The organism is Hymenobacter cellulosilyticus (genome assembly GCF_022919215.1).
GTDB lineage: Bacteria > Bacteroidota > Bacteroidia > Cytophagales > Hymenobacteraceae > Hymenobacter > Hymenobacter cellulosilyticus.
Genome location: NZ_CP095046.1, coordinates 3,756,653 through 3,771,500 on the forward strand (window position 1 = coordinate 3,756,653; position 14,848 = coordinate 3,771,500).

Annotated in this window: 13 protein-coding genes and 3 pseudogenes; 10 read left to right on the forward strand and 6 right to left on the reverse strand. The window is 59.9% G+C overall.

The annotated features are described in order from the left end of the window. Positions 1–15 precede the first annotated feature (15 nt). Positions 16–363: a hypothetical protein gene (locus MUN79_RS18480; protein ID WP_244674096.1), complete on the reverse strand. Its 348-nt coding sequence runs from the start codon at positions 361–363 to the stop codon at positions 16–18. Between the two features lie 359 nt (positions 364–722). Here MUN79_RS18480 and MUN79_RS18485 point away from each other — a divergent pair, with 359 nt between their 5' ends. The 7 genes and pseudogenes from MUN79_RS18485 (at position 723) to cobC (ending at position 7,811) form a co-directional block, all read left to right on the forward strand. Continuing rightward, the gene (locus tag MUN79_RS18485) at positions 723–1,115 is read left to right on the forward strand and encodes an IS1/IS1595 family N-terminal zinc-binding domain-containing protein (RefSeq protein WP_244674097.1); all 393 of its coding nucleotides are present in this window, start codon (positions 723–725) and stop codon (positions 1,113–1,115) included. A gap of 177 nt (positions 1,116–1,292) precedes the next feature. After that, positions 1,293–2,783 (forward strand): MFS transporter, encoded by a 1,491-nt coding sequence (locus tag MUN79_RS18490; RefSeq protein WP_244674098.1) that lies wholly within the window; start codon positions 1,293–1,295, stop codon positions 2,781–2,783. Between the two features lie 310 nt (positions 2,784–3,093). Then, a complete protein-coding gene (locus MUN79_RS18495) occupies positions 3,094–3,846 on the forward strand; it encodes a helix-turn-helix domain-containing protein (protein ID WP_244674099.1) in 753 nt (250 codons plus the stop codon). A gap of 34 nt (positions 3,847–3,880) precedes the next feature. Continuing rightward, on the forward strand, positions 3,881–4,837 hold the full coding sequence (locus tag MUN79_RS18500) for an FAD-dependent oxidoreductase (protein WP_244674100.1): 957 nt from the start codon (positions 3,881–3,883) through the stop codon (positions 4,835–4,837). Then, on the forward strand, positions 4,810–5,046 hold the full coding sequence (locus tag MUN79_RS18505) for a hypothetical protein (protein WP_244674101.1): 237 nt from the start codon (positions 4,810–4,812) through the stop codon (positions 5,044–5,046). Before MUN79_RS18500 ends, MUN79_RS18505 begins: the two co-directional genes overlap by 28 nt. Positions 5,047–5,179: 133 nt before the next feature. After that, positions 5,180–7,095: pseudogene (gene acs / locus MUN79_RS18510) on the forward strand (acetate--CoA ligase). Positions 7,096–7,226: 131 nt separating this feature from the next. Further along, entirely contained in the window at positions 7,227–7,811 is a 585-nt protein-coding gene (gene cobC, locus MUN79_RS18515) for an alpha-ribazole phosphatase family protein (RefSeq protein WP_244674102.1), read from the forward strand. A gap of 87 nt (positions 7,812–7,898) precedes the next feature. Here the strand turns inward: cobC and MUN79_RS18520 are convergent, their stop codons facing one another. Then, positions 7,899–8,438 carry a hypothetical protein gene (locus MUN79_RS18520; protein ID WP_244674103.1) on the reverse strand — a complete coding sequence of 180 codons (540 nt, stop codon included), beginning with the start codon at positions 8,436–8,438 and terminating at the stop codon, positions 7,899–7,901. A 27-nt stretch (positions 8,439–8,465) separates the two neighbouring features. Then, positions 8,466–9,603, reverse strand: a pseudogene (locus MUN79_RS18525) (zinc-dependent alcohol dehydrogenase). Positions 9,604–10,102: 499 nt separating this feature from the next. On the opposite strand from MUN79_RS18525, the gene MUN79_RS18530 reads away from it, so the two are divergent. Together MUN79_RS18530 and MUN79_RS18535 are read left to right on the forward strand one after the other, a co-directional pair. Beyond that, on the forward strand, positions 10,103–10,573 hold the full coding sequence (locus MUN79_RS18530; protein ID WP_244674104.1) for an SET domain-containing protein-lysine N-methyltransferase: 471 nt from the start codon (positions 10,103–10,105) through the stop codon (positions 10,571–10,573). Positions 10,574–10,638: 65 nt separating this feature from the next. Continuing rightward, positions 10,639–10,839, forward strand: a complete 201-nt coding sequence (locus tag MUN79_RS18535) for a hypothetical protein (protein WP_244674105.1) — start codon at positions 10,639–10,641, stop codon at positions 10,837–10,839. 54 nt (positions 10,840–10,893) lie between these two features. Here the strand turns inward: MUN79_RS18535 and fahA are convergent, their stop codons facing one another. Further along, a complete protein-coding gene (fahA, locus tag MUN79_RS18540) occupies positions 10,894–12,177 on the reverse strand; it encodes a fumarylacetoacetase (protein WP_244678357.1) in 1,284 nt (427 codons plus the stop codon). A 188-nt stretch (positions 12,178–12,365) separates the two neighbouring features. Between fahA and MUN79_RS18545 the strand changes: the two genes are divergently transcribed. Then, entirely contained in the window at positions 12,366–12,836 is a 471-nt protein-coding gene (locus tag MUN79_RS18545; RefSeq protein WP_244674106.1) for a hypothetical protein, read from the forward strand. A gap of 172 nt (positions 12,837–13,008) precedes the next feature. Here MUN79_RS18545 and MUN79_RS18550 read toward each other — a convergent pair whose 3' ends face one another. Continuing rightward, positions 13,009–13,341 carry a NifU family protein gene (locus MUN79_RS18550; protein ID WP_244674107.1) on the reverse strand — a complete coding sequence of 111 codons (333 nt, stop codon included), beginning with the start codon at positions 13,339–13,341 and terminating at the stop codon, positions 13,009–13,011. Positions 13,342–13,473: 132 nt separating this feature from the next. Beyond that, positions 13,474–14,576: pseudogene (locus tag MUN79_RS18555) on the reverse strand (Mrp/NBP35 family ATP-binding protein). Between the last annotated feature and the right edge of the window lie 272 nt (positions 14,577–14,848).

A 14,848-nucleotide genomic window follows, 5' to 3' on the forward strand; every position in this document is an offset into this window, starting at 1 on the left:
GAGTTTTTGCACTATTTATGGAGCGGTGCTGGGCCGGGTGCGACTAGCCGGCGCGGGCAGCTGGCCTACCCAGGCCCAGCCGGTTTGGATAAGCAGGTACTCGTTTCCGTCGGGGGTGGTATGAAACCAGTGGGGGCGACGCCGGGCCGACGCGGGCCAGCCGGCGGGGTAGTCTTCCGCATCGAGCCACTCCACTTGGCGGTGGGTAGTCCAAGAGAGACGGTCGGCACCGGGCAGCAGCTGGTACTCGGGCGGCAGGGGCGGCCCGTCGGCTGCTGACTCCGCCAGCCAGGTCTGATAGTAGGAAATTCGCTCCTCGGTGCCGGCAACAACCTGGGAGTCGTGCGCGAAACTGGGGTACACCAGCCGGATGTCGAGGTGGTAAGGCTGGCTCCGGGCGCTCAGCTGCTCGTCCCAGGCGAAGAAGGTAGTGAGCAGATGCGTGGCGGCCAGCTGCCGGATAAGGCGCGGGGGCTGCCGACCATGCCAGTGCCAGGGCCCCAGGCCGAGCTTCTTATACTCATAGTGGAAGTACTGTAAGAAGCCCAGGTCCAGGGGGCTGGCTCTGGCTGCAGGGCCAGGAGCCGGCGGACCTGCCGGCGCGGGTTACGGATTTTCTTGGCGTTGGGGTGGGAGAAAGTGCGTAACCAGCGCATGGTAAACGGAGTATAGACTTGCTAAGTAGATATAGCTTTTCGCCGTTTCCAGCGTGTAAACCAAGTATGGACCAGACCATTTGCCCCAAGTGCCAGCACAAGGACGCCACCAAGAGCGGCATTATTGCGGGGCGGCAGCGCTACCGGTGCAAGAACTGCGGCTACCATTTCACCGTGGCCAAGATAGGCAGGGAAGTCAATACCTACTATGTGGTCAAAGCCCTGCAGCTGTATCTGGAGGGTGTGAGCTACCGGGAAATTGAGCGCCTGCTGGGCGTGAGCCACGTGAGCGTGATGAACTGGGTGAAGAAGTACGCCGTGCAGGCCCCGCGCCAAACCCAGGCCCGGCCCACGTCCCAGGTGCTGACTCAGGCGGAGCTGCAGGCCTATTTTCAGCAGCCCGAAAACTTGGTGGGGGCGGCACGGTGGTCACCGAAGCCGGCGACAAGTTTCTGGTGATGCGCTGGGAAGGGCCCACTGGCAAAAAAAGCTAGGCCAGCAGGAGGGAACAGGAGCCCGGAACCGGATTTTTCACCTTACTTGGGAGAAGCTAGGCCTAAAGGGCTGAAACTGAAAAACCTGTTCTTTCCCGGCCCTTTTACCGGCTGGTTCCCTCCAACCAATTCCCGCTTGCTTATGGAACTCGGCCTCGACTCGCCCAGCCCCGACCTGTCCGCTACCACCGCCCCGACCGATGCGCCGGTAGCCCACGACAACAACGCCGTGGAAACCAGTAAAATCTGGCAGGTGATTACCGCCTCCTCGGTGGGCACCGTCATCGAGTGGTACGACTTCTACATCTTCGGCTCGTTGGCGGCCATCATTGGGCCGGTGCTGTTTGGCTCCCAAGGCAAGCCCGAGGAAACCCTGTTGGGCATGCTGGCCGTGTTTGGGGCCGGCTTCGTGGTGCGGCCCTTCGGGGCCCTGTTCTTCGGGCGGGTCGGCGACATGATCGGGCGCAAGTATACCTTTCTGCTCACCCTGCTCATCATGGGCGGCTCCACGGTCGTGACGGGCCTGATTCCGAGCTACGACAAAATCGGGCTGGCCGCCCCGCTCATTGTGCTGGTGCTGCGCCTGCTGCAGGGCCTGGCCCTGGGCGGCGAATACGGCGGGGCCGCGACTTACGTGGCCGAGCACGCCCCCGATAAGCGCCGGGGCTACTTCACCAGCTTTATCCAGATAACGGCCACCGGCGGGCTGATTCTGAGCATTCTGGTTATCGTCATCACCCGCAAGCTGACGGGAGAGGAAGCCTTCCGGGAATGGGGCTGGCGGGTGCCGTTTCTGCTCTCGGCTTTGCTGGTGGTAGCCTCTTACTACATCCGGCTCAAGCTGCACGAGTCGCCGCTGTTTGCCAAAGCCAAGGCCGAGGGCAAGACCAGCACCAGCCCCCTGCGCGACTCCTTTCTCAACCCCGTGAACCGCCGCCTGGTGCTCGTGGCCCTCTTTGGCGTGACGATGGGGCAGGGCGTGATTTTCTACACCAGTCAGTTTCAGGCCTACTCCTTTATGCAGAATACCCTGAAAATGGACCTCGTCGACGCCAGCATCGTGCTGGTAACGGCCATGCTGCTGGCCACGCCGCTGTTTGTGTACTTCGGCAGCCTCTCGGACCGCATCGGGCGCAAGCGCATCATCATGACCGGCATGCTCTGCGGAGCCTTGTTTACAATTCCGCTTTTCCACGGCATCCAGGCTTTTGCCGGGCCGCTTACCGAAATTACGCCTGCCACCGTGGATGCCGCCGGCAAAGCCGTGCCCGCCGTTATGAAGGCTTTGGATCCCAACCTGCCCGCCATTATTGCCCTCACGTTCTGCCTCGTGCTGTTCGTGACGATGGTCTACGGGCCTATTGCGGCTTACCTGGTAGAGCTGTTTCCCACCAAAGTGCGCTACACGTCCCTGTCGGTGCCCTATCACATCGGCAACGGCGTCTTCGGGGGCTTCGTGCCGCTAGTTGCCACCTGGATTTCGGTGTGGGCCGCCACCCAGCCGGCGGGCACGTTCTGGCAGGAGCACAGTAGCCTTTCGGGCCTGCTCTACCCGGTTTTGGTGGCTCTGATCTGCTTCGTGGTGGGCATGAAGTATATGAAAGACGTGCGCAACGTGCGGATTATGGATTAGCGGGCACCGCTGTGTGTGCTGTCATCCTGAGCAAAGCGAAGGACCTTGCTCCATGTTCTGACAAGTGTTATTCAACCTGCTAAAGCCCTTTACTGCTCGTGTGGCAGAGGGCTTTAGCACGTTGGTAGCAGCTGCAGTAGGGTAGGAGAGGAAGGTCCTTCGCTTTGCTCAGGATGACAGATTAAACAACGTCAGTACACAAGATGCCTAGCTAGGGCTCGACATGGCGTTTTTAAAATATAGGCGGCTCTGAAACGTCAGCCCCGGAATACAATGCCCGTGTGGCCGATCTTGCTCCATCCGGAAATCTATGCACAATCTGAGCTACGAAATACGGCCACCGGCTGCGGCGCTGGCGCACGTAGTAGAAAGCTTCTGGCGGCTGGAAACCGGGGCCGTAGTCGATAAGCCGGTCCTGCTGCTGCCCGACGGCCGGATTGACGTGCTGTTTTCGTATTCCCGCGCCGAGCCCCTGCACGTTACGCTTCTGGGGCTGGGCACCGAGGCCGAGCAAACCACCTTGGCTGCCGGTACCGTGCTGTGCGCCGTGAGTTTGCGGCTGCCGGCGGCCGAGTACCTGCTGCGCACCCGGGTGGCCGATATCCTGAACAGCGCCCGGCCACTACCCACCGATTTCTGGGGCATTACGGCCGCGGAGTTGACCGACTTCAACCTCTTCTGCACCAAGCTCAACGCCACGCTGCCCACGCTGCTCAGCCCGGCTCCGGACCCGCGCAAGCTGCGGCTGTTTGCGCGGCTATATGCCACCGATGGTGCCTTGCCCGTGCACGAGCTGGCTAGTGAGGCGAGCTGGAGCAGCCGGCAGATTAACCGCTACTTTCAGGAGTATTTTGGGTTGTCGCTAAAGACATACTGCGCCATTCTGCGGTTTCGGGCCTCGTTTCCGCAGCTCAAGGCCGGGCGGCTGTTTCCCGAGCAGGACTTTACCGACCAGGCCCATTTCATCCGGGAGGTGCGCAAGTTTGCCGGCGTCCGGCCCAAGGATCTGGCCCGCAACGCCGACGACCGATTTATACAATTTTCCGCCTGGCCCCCGCAATAGCTTTGCCTTCGTAACCACTTAACCTACGAAGACCATGCTTCTTACCGGTAAAAAAACCGCCATTATCGGCGCGGGCCCCGGCGGCCTGACCCTGGCCCGCCTCCTGCAGCAACACGGTGCCGACGTGACCATCTACGAGCGCGACGCTGACCGCCACGCCCGCCAGCAAGGCGCCACCCTCGATTTGCACGAAGAATCCGGCCTGCGGGCCCTGGATGCGGCGGGCCTGCTCGACGCCTTCCGAGCCCACTACCGCCCCGGGGCCGACAAGCTCCGCCTCGTCGACGCCCAGGCCACCATTCATTTCGACCAGCACCAGGAGGAATTCAGTGCCCCGGATTTCGGGCACGCCCACTTCCGCCCCGAAATTGACCGGGGCCCCCTGCGCGACCTGCTCATGGACTCGCTCCGGCCCGGCACCATCGTGTGGAACTCCCAGCTCCAAAGCCTGGTGCCCGCGGCCGACGGCTGGCAGCTGCAGTTTCAGGATGGGCAAATGGCCTACGCGGACCTGGTGGTGGGGGCCGACGGGGCCAACTCCAAGGTGCGGGCCCGGGTGACGCCGCTGCCGCCATTCTTCACGGGTTTCACCGTGGTGGAAGGCAGCGTGTACGAGGCGGCCCGCCACGTGCCGGCGTTGTGGGAGCTGGTCCGGGGCGGGAAAGTGTTTGCGCTGGAGGGCACTCAGTCCATTATTCTCAGCGCCAAGGGCGACGGTAGCCTGGCCTTCTACACCTGCCAGCCCACCGCCGAAAACTGGGTGCAAGCCAGCGGCATCAACTTTCGCGACTCGGCTCAGGTAGCGGCCTGGTTTGCCCGGGACTTTGCTGCCTGGAGCCCGGTTTGGCGGGAGCTGTTTACCGCCGCCGCCTATTTTGTGCCCCGGCCGCAGTACTGCATGCCCTCGATCAGTATTGGGCAGCCCAGCCCAACATTACCCTGCTCGGCGACGCGGCCCACCTCATGCCGCCCTACGCCGGCGAAGGCGTGAATATGGCCATGCTCGACGCGCTGAAACTGAGCGAATGCCTGACCAATTCTGCTTTTGCCAGCTCTCAGCAGGCCATCAGCCACTACGAAGCTGCCATGCGGGCCCGCGCCGCTGAAGCTGCCGATATGTCCATTGTATCCATGGAACAGCTGCACTCGGCTGGTGGCTTGGCTTGGATGAGTGAGTTGATGAGCAGCGGCGTGGAATAAGGCCCGGCGAAGTTGCGCAAGGCCGGGTGCCGGGTAGGATATGCTATTACCGCCAAGCAAAGTGCGACAATACGGGAGGGATGAAGCCCGACTTTTTCGTAAACTGCTGCCCTTACTGCCACTGACCTCAACCATGCCCCTGAATCATCCCCGCATCCGAACCTTTGAAGAGTACCAGGACGCCTACCGCCGTAGCCTCGACAACCCCGAGCAGTTCTGGGCCGACGTCGCCGAGCCTTTCACCTGGCGCCGCAAGTGGACGTCCGTGCTCAAAGCCGATATGGTAGAAGGCCACAACGAGTGGTTTAGCGGGGCCAAGCTCAACATCACCGAAAACTGCCTGGACCGCCACCTGGCCACCCGCGGCAACAAGCTAGCCCTGATCTGGGAGCCCAACGACCCCAAGACCCGTCAGATTCGCTACACCTACCGGGAATTGCACCAGCAGGTGTGTCAGTTTGCCAACGTGCTGCTCAACAACGGCGTCGAAAAGGGGGACCGGGTCTGCCTCTACATGCCCATGATTCCGCAGCTGGCCATTGCCGTGCTGGCCTGTGCCCGGATTGGAGCCGTGCACTCCGTCATCTTCGCCGGCTTCAGCAGCACCGCCATTGCCGACCGCGTCAACGATGCCCAGGCCACGGTGGTGCTGACCTCCGACGGGCTGAACCGCGGCCCCAAGCAGATTCCGGTGAAGCGCGTGGTAGATGAGGCCCTGGAAAGCTGCCCCTCGGTGCGCCGCGTTATTGTGGTGGAGCACCTGGGCTGGCCCGTGCACATGCAGGAAGGCCGCGACGTATGGTACCACGAGGAAGCCCTGGAAGCCAGTAAGTCGTGCCCGGCCGAGGAGATGGACGCCGAAGACCTGCTCTTTATCCTCTACACCTCGGGCAGTACCGGTAAGCCCAAGGGCGTGGTGCACTCCACGGCCGGCTACATGGTCTGGGCCGACTACACCTTCCGCAACGTGTTCCAGGTCGAGGAAAACGACATTTACTGGTGCACGGCCGACATTGGCTGGGTTACGGGACACACGTATTTGCTCTACGGTCCGTTGCTCAGCGGGGCCTCCACGCTCATGTTCGAGGGTGTACCAACTTACCCCGACGCGGGCCGCTTCTGGGAGGTAATTGACAAGCACGGCGTCAACGTGTTCTACACCGCGCCCACGGCTATCCGCAGCCTGATGGCCACGCCCCTCGACAATGTGCTCAGCTACTCGCTCGATTCGCTGCGGGTGCTGGGCTCGGTGGGGGAGCCCATCAACGAGGAAGCCTGGCACTGGTACCACACCCACGTGGGCAAGGAGCGCTGTCCGGTGATTGACACCTGGTGGCAAACCGAAACCGGCGGCATCATGATTTCGGCCCTGGCCGGGGTGTCGCCCACCAAGCCGGCCCACGCGGGCCAGCCCCTGCCGGGCGTGCAGCCGGTATTGCTGAATCAGGAAGGCCAGGAAATCGAAGGCAACGACCAGGAAGGTTATCTGGCCATCAAGCACCCCTGGCCGGGCATCATCCGCACCACCTACGGCGACCATGAGCGGGCCAAGCAAACCTATTTCGGACCCTATCCGGGCTACTACTTCACCGGCGACGGGGCCCGGCGCGACGAAAACGGGCTCTACCGCATCATCGGCCGCGTCGACGACGTCATCAATGTGAGTGGGCACCGCTTCGGCACGGCCGAAATTGAAAACGCCATCAACGAGAACGACAACATCATCGAAAGCGCCGTGGTGGGCTACCCCACGACGTGAAAGGCCAAGGCATTTACGCCTTCGTTATCTGCCGCGACGGGGCCTGCGCCAACGAGGCCGACAAGCCTCGGGTGGAAGCCAGCATTATTGAGACGGTGGTAGCCCAGATTGGCAAAATCGCCAAGCCCGACAAGATTCAGATTGTGTCGGGCCTGCCCAAAACCCGCTCGGGCAAAATCATGCGCCGCATCCTGCGCAAGGTGGCCGAGGGAGAAACCAGCAACATCGGCGACGTAACCACCCTGCTCGACCCGAACGTGGTAGAGGAAATCATCAACGGCCGTAAGTAAATGCCTAGTTAACCAAAAGCCCGGCCGGTAGTCTACCGGTCGGGCTTTTTCGTGCGGCACCTCGTAGAAGCAGTTTCCCCGCGCCAGAAACCTATAGGTGCGTTTTCGTCGTTCTGGGGCAAGCAAAAAGCATGGATATCTACCTGATTCGACATACAAGCGTAGCTACGGCGGCCGGCATCTGCTACGGGCAAACCGACGTGGCGCTGAGTTCGCGCTACGAGCAGGAAAAGGAGCGGCTGTGCCGGGTGCTGGCCGCTGGGCTGGGCGCCGGAGCCGTGCGGGCCTATGCCAGCCCCCTGTCGCGCTGCCGCATTCTGGCCGAAGACGTGGTCGAAGGACCTATCTGTCTGGATGAGCGGCTGAAAGAGTACCACTTTGGCCGCTGGGAAATGCAGGCCTGGGCCGAGCTGCCCGGCCACGAGCTGGAGCCCTGGAAGGCCGACTTCGTGACCCAGCGCGCGCCCGAGGGCGAAACCTTCACCGAAGTGCAGCAGCGGGCCGTGGCCTTCCTCACCGAAGTGCTGACCCAGCCCGCCGCCGAGCCGGAGGCCGATGTGCTGATATTCGCCCACGCCGCCCTGATCCGCACCCTGCTCTGCCACTGCCTCGGCTTGCCCCTAGCCAACGCCTTTCGCCTCAATATCGACTACGGCTCGGTAACCAAGGTGCGCTACCAGAACCAGCAGTTCCTGCTCGACTATGTGAACCGCTAATGCCGTAGCAGGTACTTATAAACACTAAAAAGCCCGCCCGGAGCAATTCCGGGCGGGCTTTTTTGGCGTAAAAGGGCAGTCTTGCGACTAGTAGCGCCGCTCGTTGTCGCGGCGGCGGAAGCCCTTTTTCTTCTCACCCGAATTAAGCCAGAGTATCGTGCCGGCCGTAACGGCGGTTATGATGGACATCTTGGTGATAAAGGCTGTACGGTTGTGTTTCCACTCTACGTTGTAGCCTTTCTCGGCCCAGATGTTGGGCACCTTGCCGTGCATTAGGTCCTGCAGAATGCCTTCCACCACGCCAACGCGGTCAGCCACAATCAGGGGCAGCCAGTGGCGGTAGCGGTTCTCGCTGTATTTAAAGGCAAAGCGACGAATCACGCCGCTCAACCCCATGGGCGGAACGGTGGTGCCGTACACAGCCGATACGTTGGGGCGCTCAATGGAGCGCAGCTTCTCCACTTCCATCGGCTGCAACGTGGCGGGACGGTGCTTGCTGTCCGGGTCCTGCGTTACGTTCATGCGGGCCCGCATGGGGTAGGTCGGATCGTTCTTGGGGTCGGCGTCCACGCCCCAGCCAGGTACTTGCTTGGGGTCGATGGGGGTGTTTACTACGTTATTTTCCATGGTCAGTCGGCGTTTCAGGTTGGCGCATTAGGGAATCATCACCGGCTTGATGCAGTTGTCCAGCTTGGCAGAGAACATGCGGTAGCCGTCGGCCACTTCGGCCAGCGGAATACGGTGCGTAATCAGCCCTTTGGGGTTGAGCGTGCCGTTCTGAATGTGCTCAATCAGGCGGGGCAGTAAGCGCTTCACGGAGGCCTGGTTGGCCCGGATGGTAAGGCCCTTGTTCAGCACGTTGCCGATCGGAATGAGGTTGTCGGTAGGACCGTATACGCCTACAATCGACACCACGCCGCCTTTTTTCACCGAGTTGATAGCCCAGTGTACCGCCGTAGCCGAGCCGGCCTGCAGCAGTAGCTTACGGCCCGTGATGGTCTGCATGGCGCTGCCGGCAGCCTCGGCGCCTACGGCGTCAATTACCACGTCAGCTCCAATCCAGTCGGTAATTTTCTTGATGAATACCACCGGGTCACCGATTTCCTCGAAGTTGTAGGCCTCGCAGTAGGAGTAGTTGCGGGCAAATTCCAGGCGGTAGTCTTCCTTGTCGATGATGATGACGCGGCCGGCACCAAAAAGCCAAGCGCAACGGGCGGCCATAATGCCGACCGGACCAGCTCCGAATACCACCACCGTGTCGTTGGGCTGGATACCGGCCATTTCAGCGGCCTGGTAGCCCGTGGGTACTACGTCGGTCAGCAATACGGCATCATCCAGGTCCATGCCTTCGGGATGATGGTGGGGCCCACGTTGGCGTAAGGCACCCGGGCATATTCCGCCTGGCCGCCATCATAGCCGCCGGCCGTGTGCGAATAGCCGAAGATAGCACCGACGGCCGTGGCCTCGGTGTTGGATTCATGGCAGTTGCCAAACATGCCTTGCCGGCAGAAGTGGCATTCGCCGCAGGCAATGTTGAAGGGCACGATAACCCGGTCGCCGGTTTTTACTTTGGTGACTTCCGAGCCGATTTCCACCACCTCGCCGATAAACTCGTGGCCAAAAGTGGAGCCTACGCGGGTGTCGGGCACGTTGCCGTTGTATAGGTGCAAGTCGGAGCCGCAGATGCAAGTGCGCAGCACCCGGACGATGGCATCCTGGGATGCTTGATTTCCGGCATTGGTTTCTGCACGGCACGGACCCTTTTGGGGCCCCGATATTCCATTGCTAACATAGGAATCTTGGTTGGTTAGTGGTGGATGGAGTGAGCGAAGCATCAGAGCTGCCGGGTAGTAAGTACTGCCCCGAAGCTGCCAACGTCGACAATGGATAGTACTGACCTAGAATTATAGAGTTTAAAGTTTAAGTACAACCGTTAGTAAATACGTATTTGTTACCAGGTATTTTTGAGATTAATACGTAGCAAAGCGTTGGGTTGCTAGCTACAAATGCGGAAATAGCCAAGCCTTTTATTGCTCCAGCCTCCTGGTAATACCTGTCGCTGTATAAGTAGCTCAGCTATAACCGGATAGCCGTTTTTGCGCTACACGACTATTGCTACTTACTGGCCGGACCCGCAACCTCACAGGACACAGCCCCATGATTCATCCGCATACGGAATTACGGTTTATAAGCCCCGAAATTGGGTACGGCGTTGTGGCTACCCGCTTTATTCCCAAGGGCACCATCTGCTGGATTTTGACGCATTTGACCAGGTATTTACCCCTGGCCAGGTGCAAGGACTCGACCAGATTCACCGGGCCATACTTAACAAATACAGCTACCGCGACGCCCAGGGCAACTTTGTGCTGTGCTGGGACAATTCCCGCTTTGTCAACCACTCGTTTGCTTCCAGTCTGGTCTCGACCCCGTACAACTTCGAGCTGGCCGTGCGCGACATTCACCCCGGGGAAGAACTCACCGACGACTACGGCTACCTCAACGTGTGGGAGCCGTTTGAGGCCCTGCCGGAACCCGGCAGTACCCGCACCCGCGTGCTGCCCGACGACCTGCTGCACTTCCACGCCGAGTGGGATGCCAAGCTGCGGGCCGCCTTTCGGCACTTCAACCGCGTGGAGCAGCCCTTACTGCCATTGCTCGACCCCCAGTATCAGTCCACGGTGGCGGCCGTGGCGGCAGCCCGGCAGCCCATGGACTCCATTTTGAACTGCTATTACCGCGGGGAAGCCGTGCCGGTGCTCTAGCGCCGCCTGACCACTAACATTAAACCAACTATATTGTCGTAGAACAGAATGTAGCCCGCTGCCCCATGCATACCACCCACCCCGACGAACCCACCACGCCCCAAGCGCCTGCCGAGCCCCAACCCGAAAGCCTGGAGGAGTCATGGCTGGGTATGCTCCATTCCTTTGACCCCGCCACGGCCCTGCACGAGCTGGAGCGGCTCGACGAGCCCACCACGCCCGCCCCAGACCCCGCAGGGGCTTCTGAGCAGAATTCATCCGTATAAAAAAGGCCCGCTCTACGCTAAGAACGGGCCTTTTTTGTGGTGTTTGCTTTGTGCTTACAGTGGGTTGGCGGGCAGTACCGTGCCGCGCACTTCCCCGAAGCCGATGCGGATACCGTCTTTTTCGGCAAAGCCGCGGATGGTCACCGTGTCGCCATCCTGAATGAACTTGCGCTCCGAGCCGTCGGTCAGGGGCAGGGGCTTGGTGCCTTTCCAGGCCAGCTCCAGCATCGAGCCAAAAGAGTCGGGGGTGTGGCCGCTGATGGTGCCGCTGGCGTACAGGTCGCCGACCTGCAGATTGCAGCCGTTGCTGGCCTGGTGGGTGAGCTGCTGGGCCATGCTCCAGTACATGTACCGAAAATTAGAGCGGCACACCGTCGTTTCGGGAGCGTCGGCGGGTTGAATACCCACTTCCAGGTTGATATCGAAGTTGTGAGCGTCCAGCTGGCGCAAATAGAGCAGGGGCTCGGGTTCCTGTACCGGCCCGGCCGTTCGGAAGGGCTCCAGCGCGTCGAGGGTCACTACCCAAGGCGAGACGCTGCTGCCGAAGCTTTTGCCCAGAAACGGCCCTAGCGGCACATATTCCCAGCTCTGAATGTCGCGGGCACTCCAGTCGTTGAACAGTACCAGGCCGAAAATATGCTCCTCGGCGTGCTGCAGCGGAATAGAGTGGCCCAGCTCCGTGCTTTTGCCGACTACGAAAGCCACTTCCAGCTCAAAGTCCAGCTGTTGGCTCGGGCCAAACGAGGGCGCCGCCGCATCCGGAGCCTTGCGCTGCCCGTTGGGCCGGCGGATGTCGGTGCCGCTGACCACGATGCTGCTGGCCCGGCCGTGGTAGCCAATCGGAATGTGGCGCCAGTTAGGCAGCAGGGCGTTGGCCGGGTCCCGGAACATGATGCCCACGTTGGTGGCGTGCTCGATGCTGGAATAGAAATCGGTGTAATTCTGGGGCTTCACCGGGCGCAGCATCTGCACCTCGCTCTGCCGTACTAGGCAGGTGCGCATGGCTTCCTCGTTGTCGCGCAGCTCGCCGTTGTCGTGCCGTAGCAGCTCCGAAACGCGCAGGCGCACGGCCCGCCACACCGGGCGGCCCAGGCGGATAAAGCTGTTCAGGGAGCGGCGGCGAAACACCTTGGGCTGGGTAGGAATGTCCAGGTCTTCGAAAAAGCCGAATTGGCTTACCGCGTACAAGTCCAGCACGTAGTCGCCGATGGCCACGCCCAGCCGCGGACCGCGCTCCGGAGTTTCGAACACGCCGAAGGGCAGGTTCTGAATGGGAAAGTCGCTGGTCGGGGCAATATCAATCCAGGAGTGCAGGGCGGGGTTATTCGGGTTGGGCATCGGAAACGAAGAGCGTAGGGTGATGGGCAAAGATAGGGTAGGGAGCTGAACGGCGGGGCAGTTGGGAGGATTTGGGCAAAGTGGCTACCTTGAGGTGGTGCTTTGACAACAGCCGGACAACTCTTCCTTCCGGAAGTTAGAGTAGCGTGAAGCCTACCAACAGCAGAATGCTCTATATTAATTAGAGAGTGATTCGTACCGTAAAATCAAGTGTTATTGACAATTCTATGAGAACTAATAAAGCCAGAAGGTATGATGAGCAAGTAGATCGAGAAATTAAAAAAGCGCTTGTGAAATTTTCACAGCATCTTATGTCAAACTCAAAATGGGTGAGGCTGATCAATAAGCTTGTGGAAAATGCTGATAAAATTTTAAGAATTGAATTCAAGAAGGTCCAAGAAGAGCGAATAGGCGAATTATACTTGCACAGAGATACTAGCTTCAAATTTGACTATTGGCAGAATGGTTTTGAGGGCTGTAACTCACTTGGGGGTTGGCTAGCTTTCGAAGAAATTGAATTCCTTGCTTTTCCAAGGATTGTTGATGGCGGCTGCAATAAACAGGATGTAGAACAAATAATGGGTTTGATAAATAGCGTCGGCCAGTTCTCATTAGACATCAGCGAAGACAGATTAAAGTTAATATGCTACCGGGAGTGAAACTGGTGTGAGTTTTTTATAACAGTGTGTGGTGGGCATTGTGTCTACAAAGTGTTTTATATCATGCGTAGTAATTAGCTATAAAATTGTAATCCATACAATGAAAGGTCTGCCAAACAAAAAAGCCAGCTTCCCACAATGGAAGCTGGCCTTTCTAATAAAGAAGCAAACTCTAAAACTCCGGCGTGGGCACCGGGGCCGGCGACACGGGGTGGCCAGTCTGGCCGGCGGGCTGCTCGGCGAAGGGCGTGCCGTTGATGGCTTCTACCCGCAGGATTTCGGGTACGGCCTTTTTCACCGATTCCTCCACGCCAGCTTTGAGCGTCATCGGCGACATGGGGCAGGTGCCGCAGGCACCCAGCAGCTCGAGTTGGAGCACCAGCTCGTCGGTGATGTTTAGCACGCGCACGTTGCCGCCGTCGGCCGCCAGATACGGGCGTATCGTGTCCAGGGCCTGCTCGACGCGGGACAACAAAGGATGCTCAAGAACAGCGGTAGAATTCATGGAAATCAAAGTGGCACGGACGCCGAAAACAGGGTAGGCGGGTAAAGATACAGCTTTTGGCTGGCTCTGAAGTAACACCGGGTCGGGTTACAAAGTTACCAACGCCGGAAAAAGCCGGGGTTCCGGTTGAGCTTAGGACTTCATTTCGACGACCTGCGTACGGGGCGCCACCGCGTTGCGGATAGACACCTGCCGGGCCAATTCCTCGGCCAGCTGCTCAAACATAATGGCGTCTGGCGTACCAGGCTGGGTAATGGCCGGCGTGCCGTAGTCGCCGTTTTCGCGGATGCTCTGCACCAGCGGCAGTTGGCCCAGCAGCGGCACTTCGTGCTTGTCGGCCAACGCTTTCCCGCCGCCTTCGCCGAAGATGTAGTAGCGGTTATCGGGCAGCTCGGCGGGCGTAAACCACGCCATATTCTCCACGATGCCCAGCACAGGTACGTTGATTTGGGGCTGGCGGAACATCTGCAAACCCTTCTGGGCATCGGCCAGGGCCACTTTTTGGGGCGTGGTCACGATGAGGGCGCCGGTTACAGGCACGGTCTGCACCAGCGTGAGGTGGATGTCGGAGGTTCCGGGGGCATGTCGAGCAGCAGGTAGTCCAGCTCGCCCCAGTCGACTTCGGTGATGAACTGCTTCAGAGCCGAGGAAGCCATGGGGCCCCGCCATACGATAGCGCTGTCGGAAGGCGCCAGGAAGCCGATGCTGATCAGCTTGACGCCGAACTTCTCGATGGGCTGAATCAGGTTGCGGCCGTCGGGGCCCTGGAATACGTGGGGACGGGCGTCTTCCACACCGAACATAACGGGCATGCTGGGGCCGGAAATATCCGCATCGACCAAGCCGACCTTGGCGCCGGTGCGGGCCAGGGCAATGGCCAGGTTGGCCGTGACGGTGCTTTTGCCCACGCCACCCTTACCAGAGGCAATGGCAATGATGTTTTTGACGCCGCTGAGCACGGCCGAGTTGGCGGCCCGGGCGGTAGTTACGCGCGAGGTCAGGTTCACTTTCACATCGGCGTCTTTATCGACCATCGTGTGGATGGCGCGTACGCAGGCGTTGTGAATCAGCTCTTTGAGGGGGCAGGCGGGCGTGGTCAGAATCACGGAAAACGACACCGTCTTGCCGTCGATATGCACGTCCTCAATCATGTTGAGCGTCACGAGGTCTTTGCCCAGGTCGGGCTCCTCCACGTAGCTCAGGGCCTTGAGGACGTCTTCTTTGGTAATAGCCATAGGTCAGAAATGCAGAATGCGGACTGCAAAGATAACCCACAAATGCGGGCGGAAGTTACCAGCCGCGCTTTATAAAAAGGGAGGCGCGAGGGCGACTAATAAAGAACGTCATTCCGAGCATTCTGCGCTTCAAGCAGAGTCCGAGGAATCTCGCGTGCTGCCGTTGCCAAGCTAACTGTCATACTGAGCTTGCCGAAGTATCTCTGCCGCTTCGTTGTACAGGCATCAGGCATTACCACTGTGGTAGAGATGCTTCGACTTCGCTCAGCATG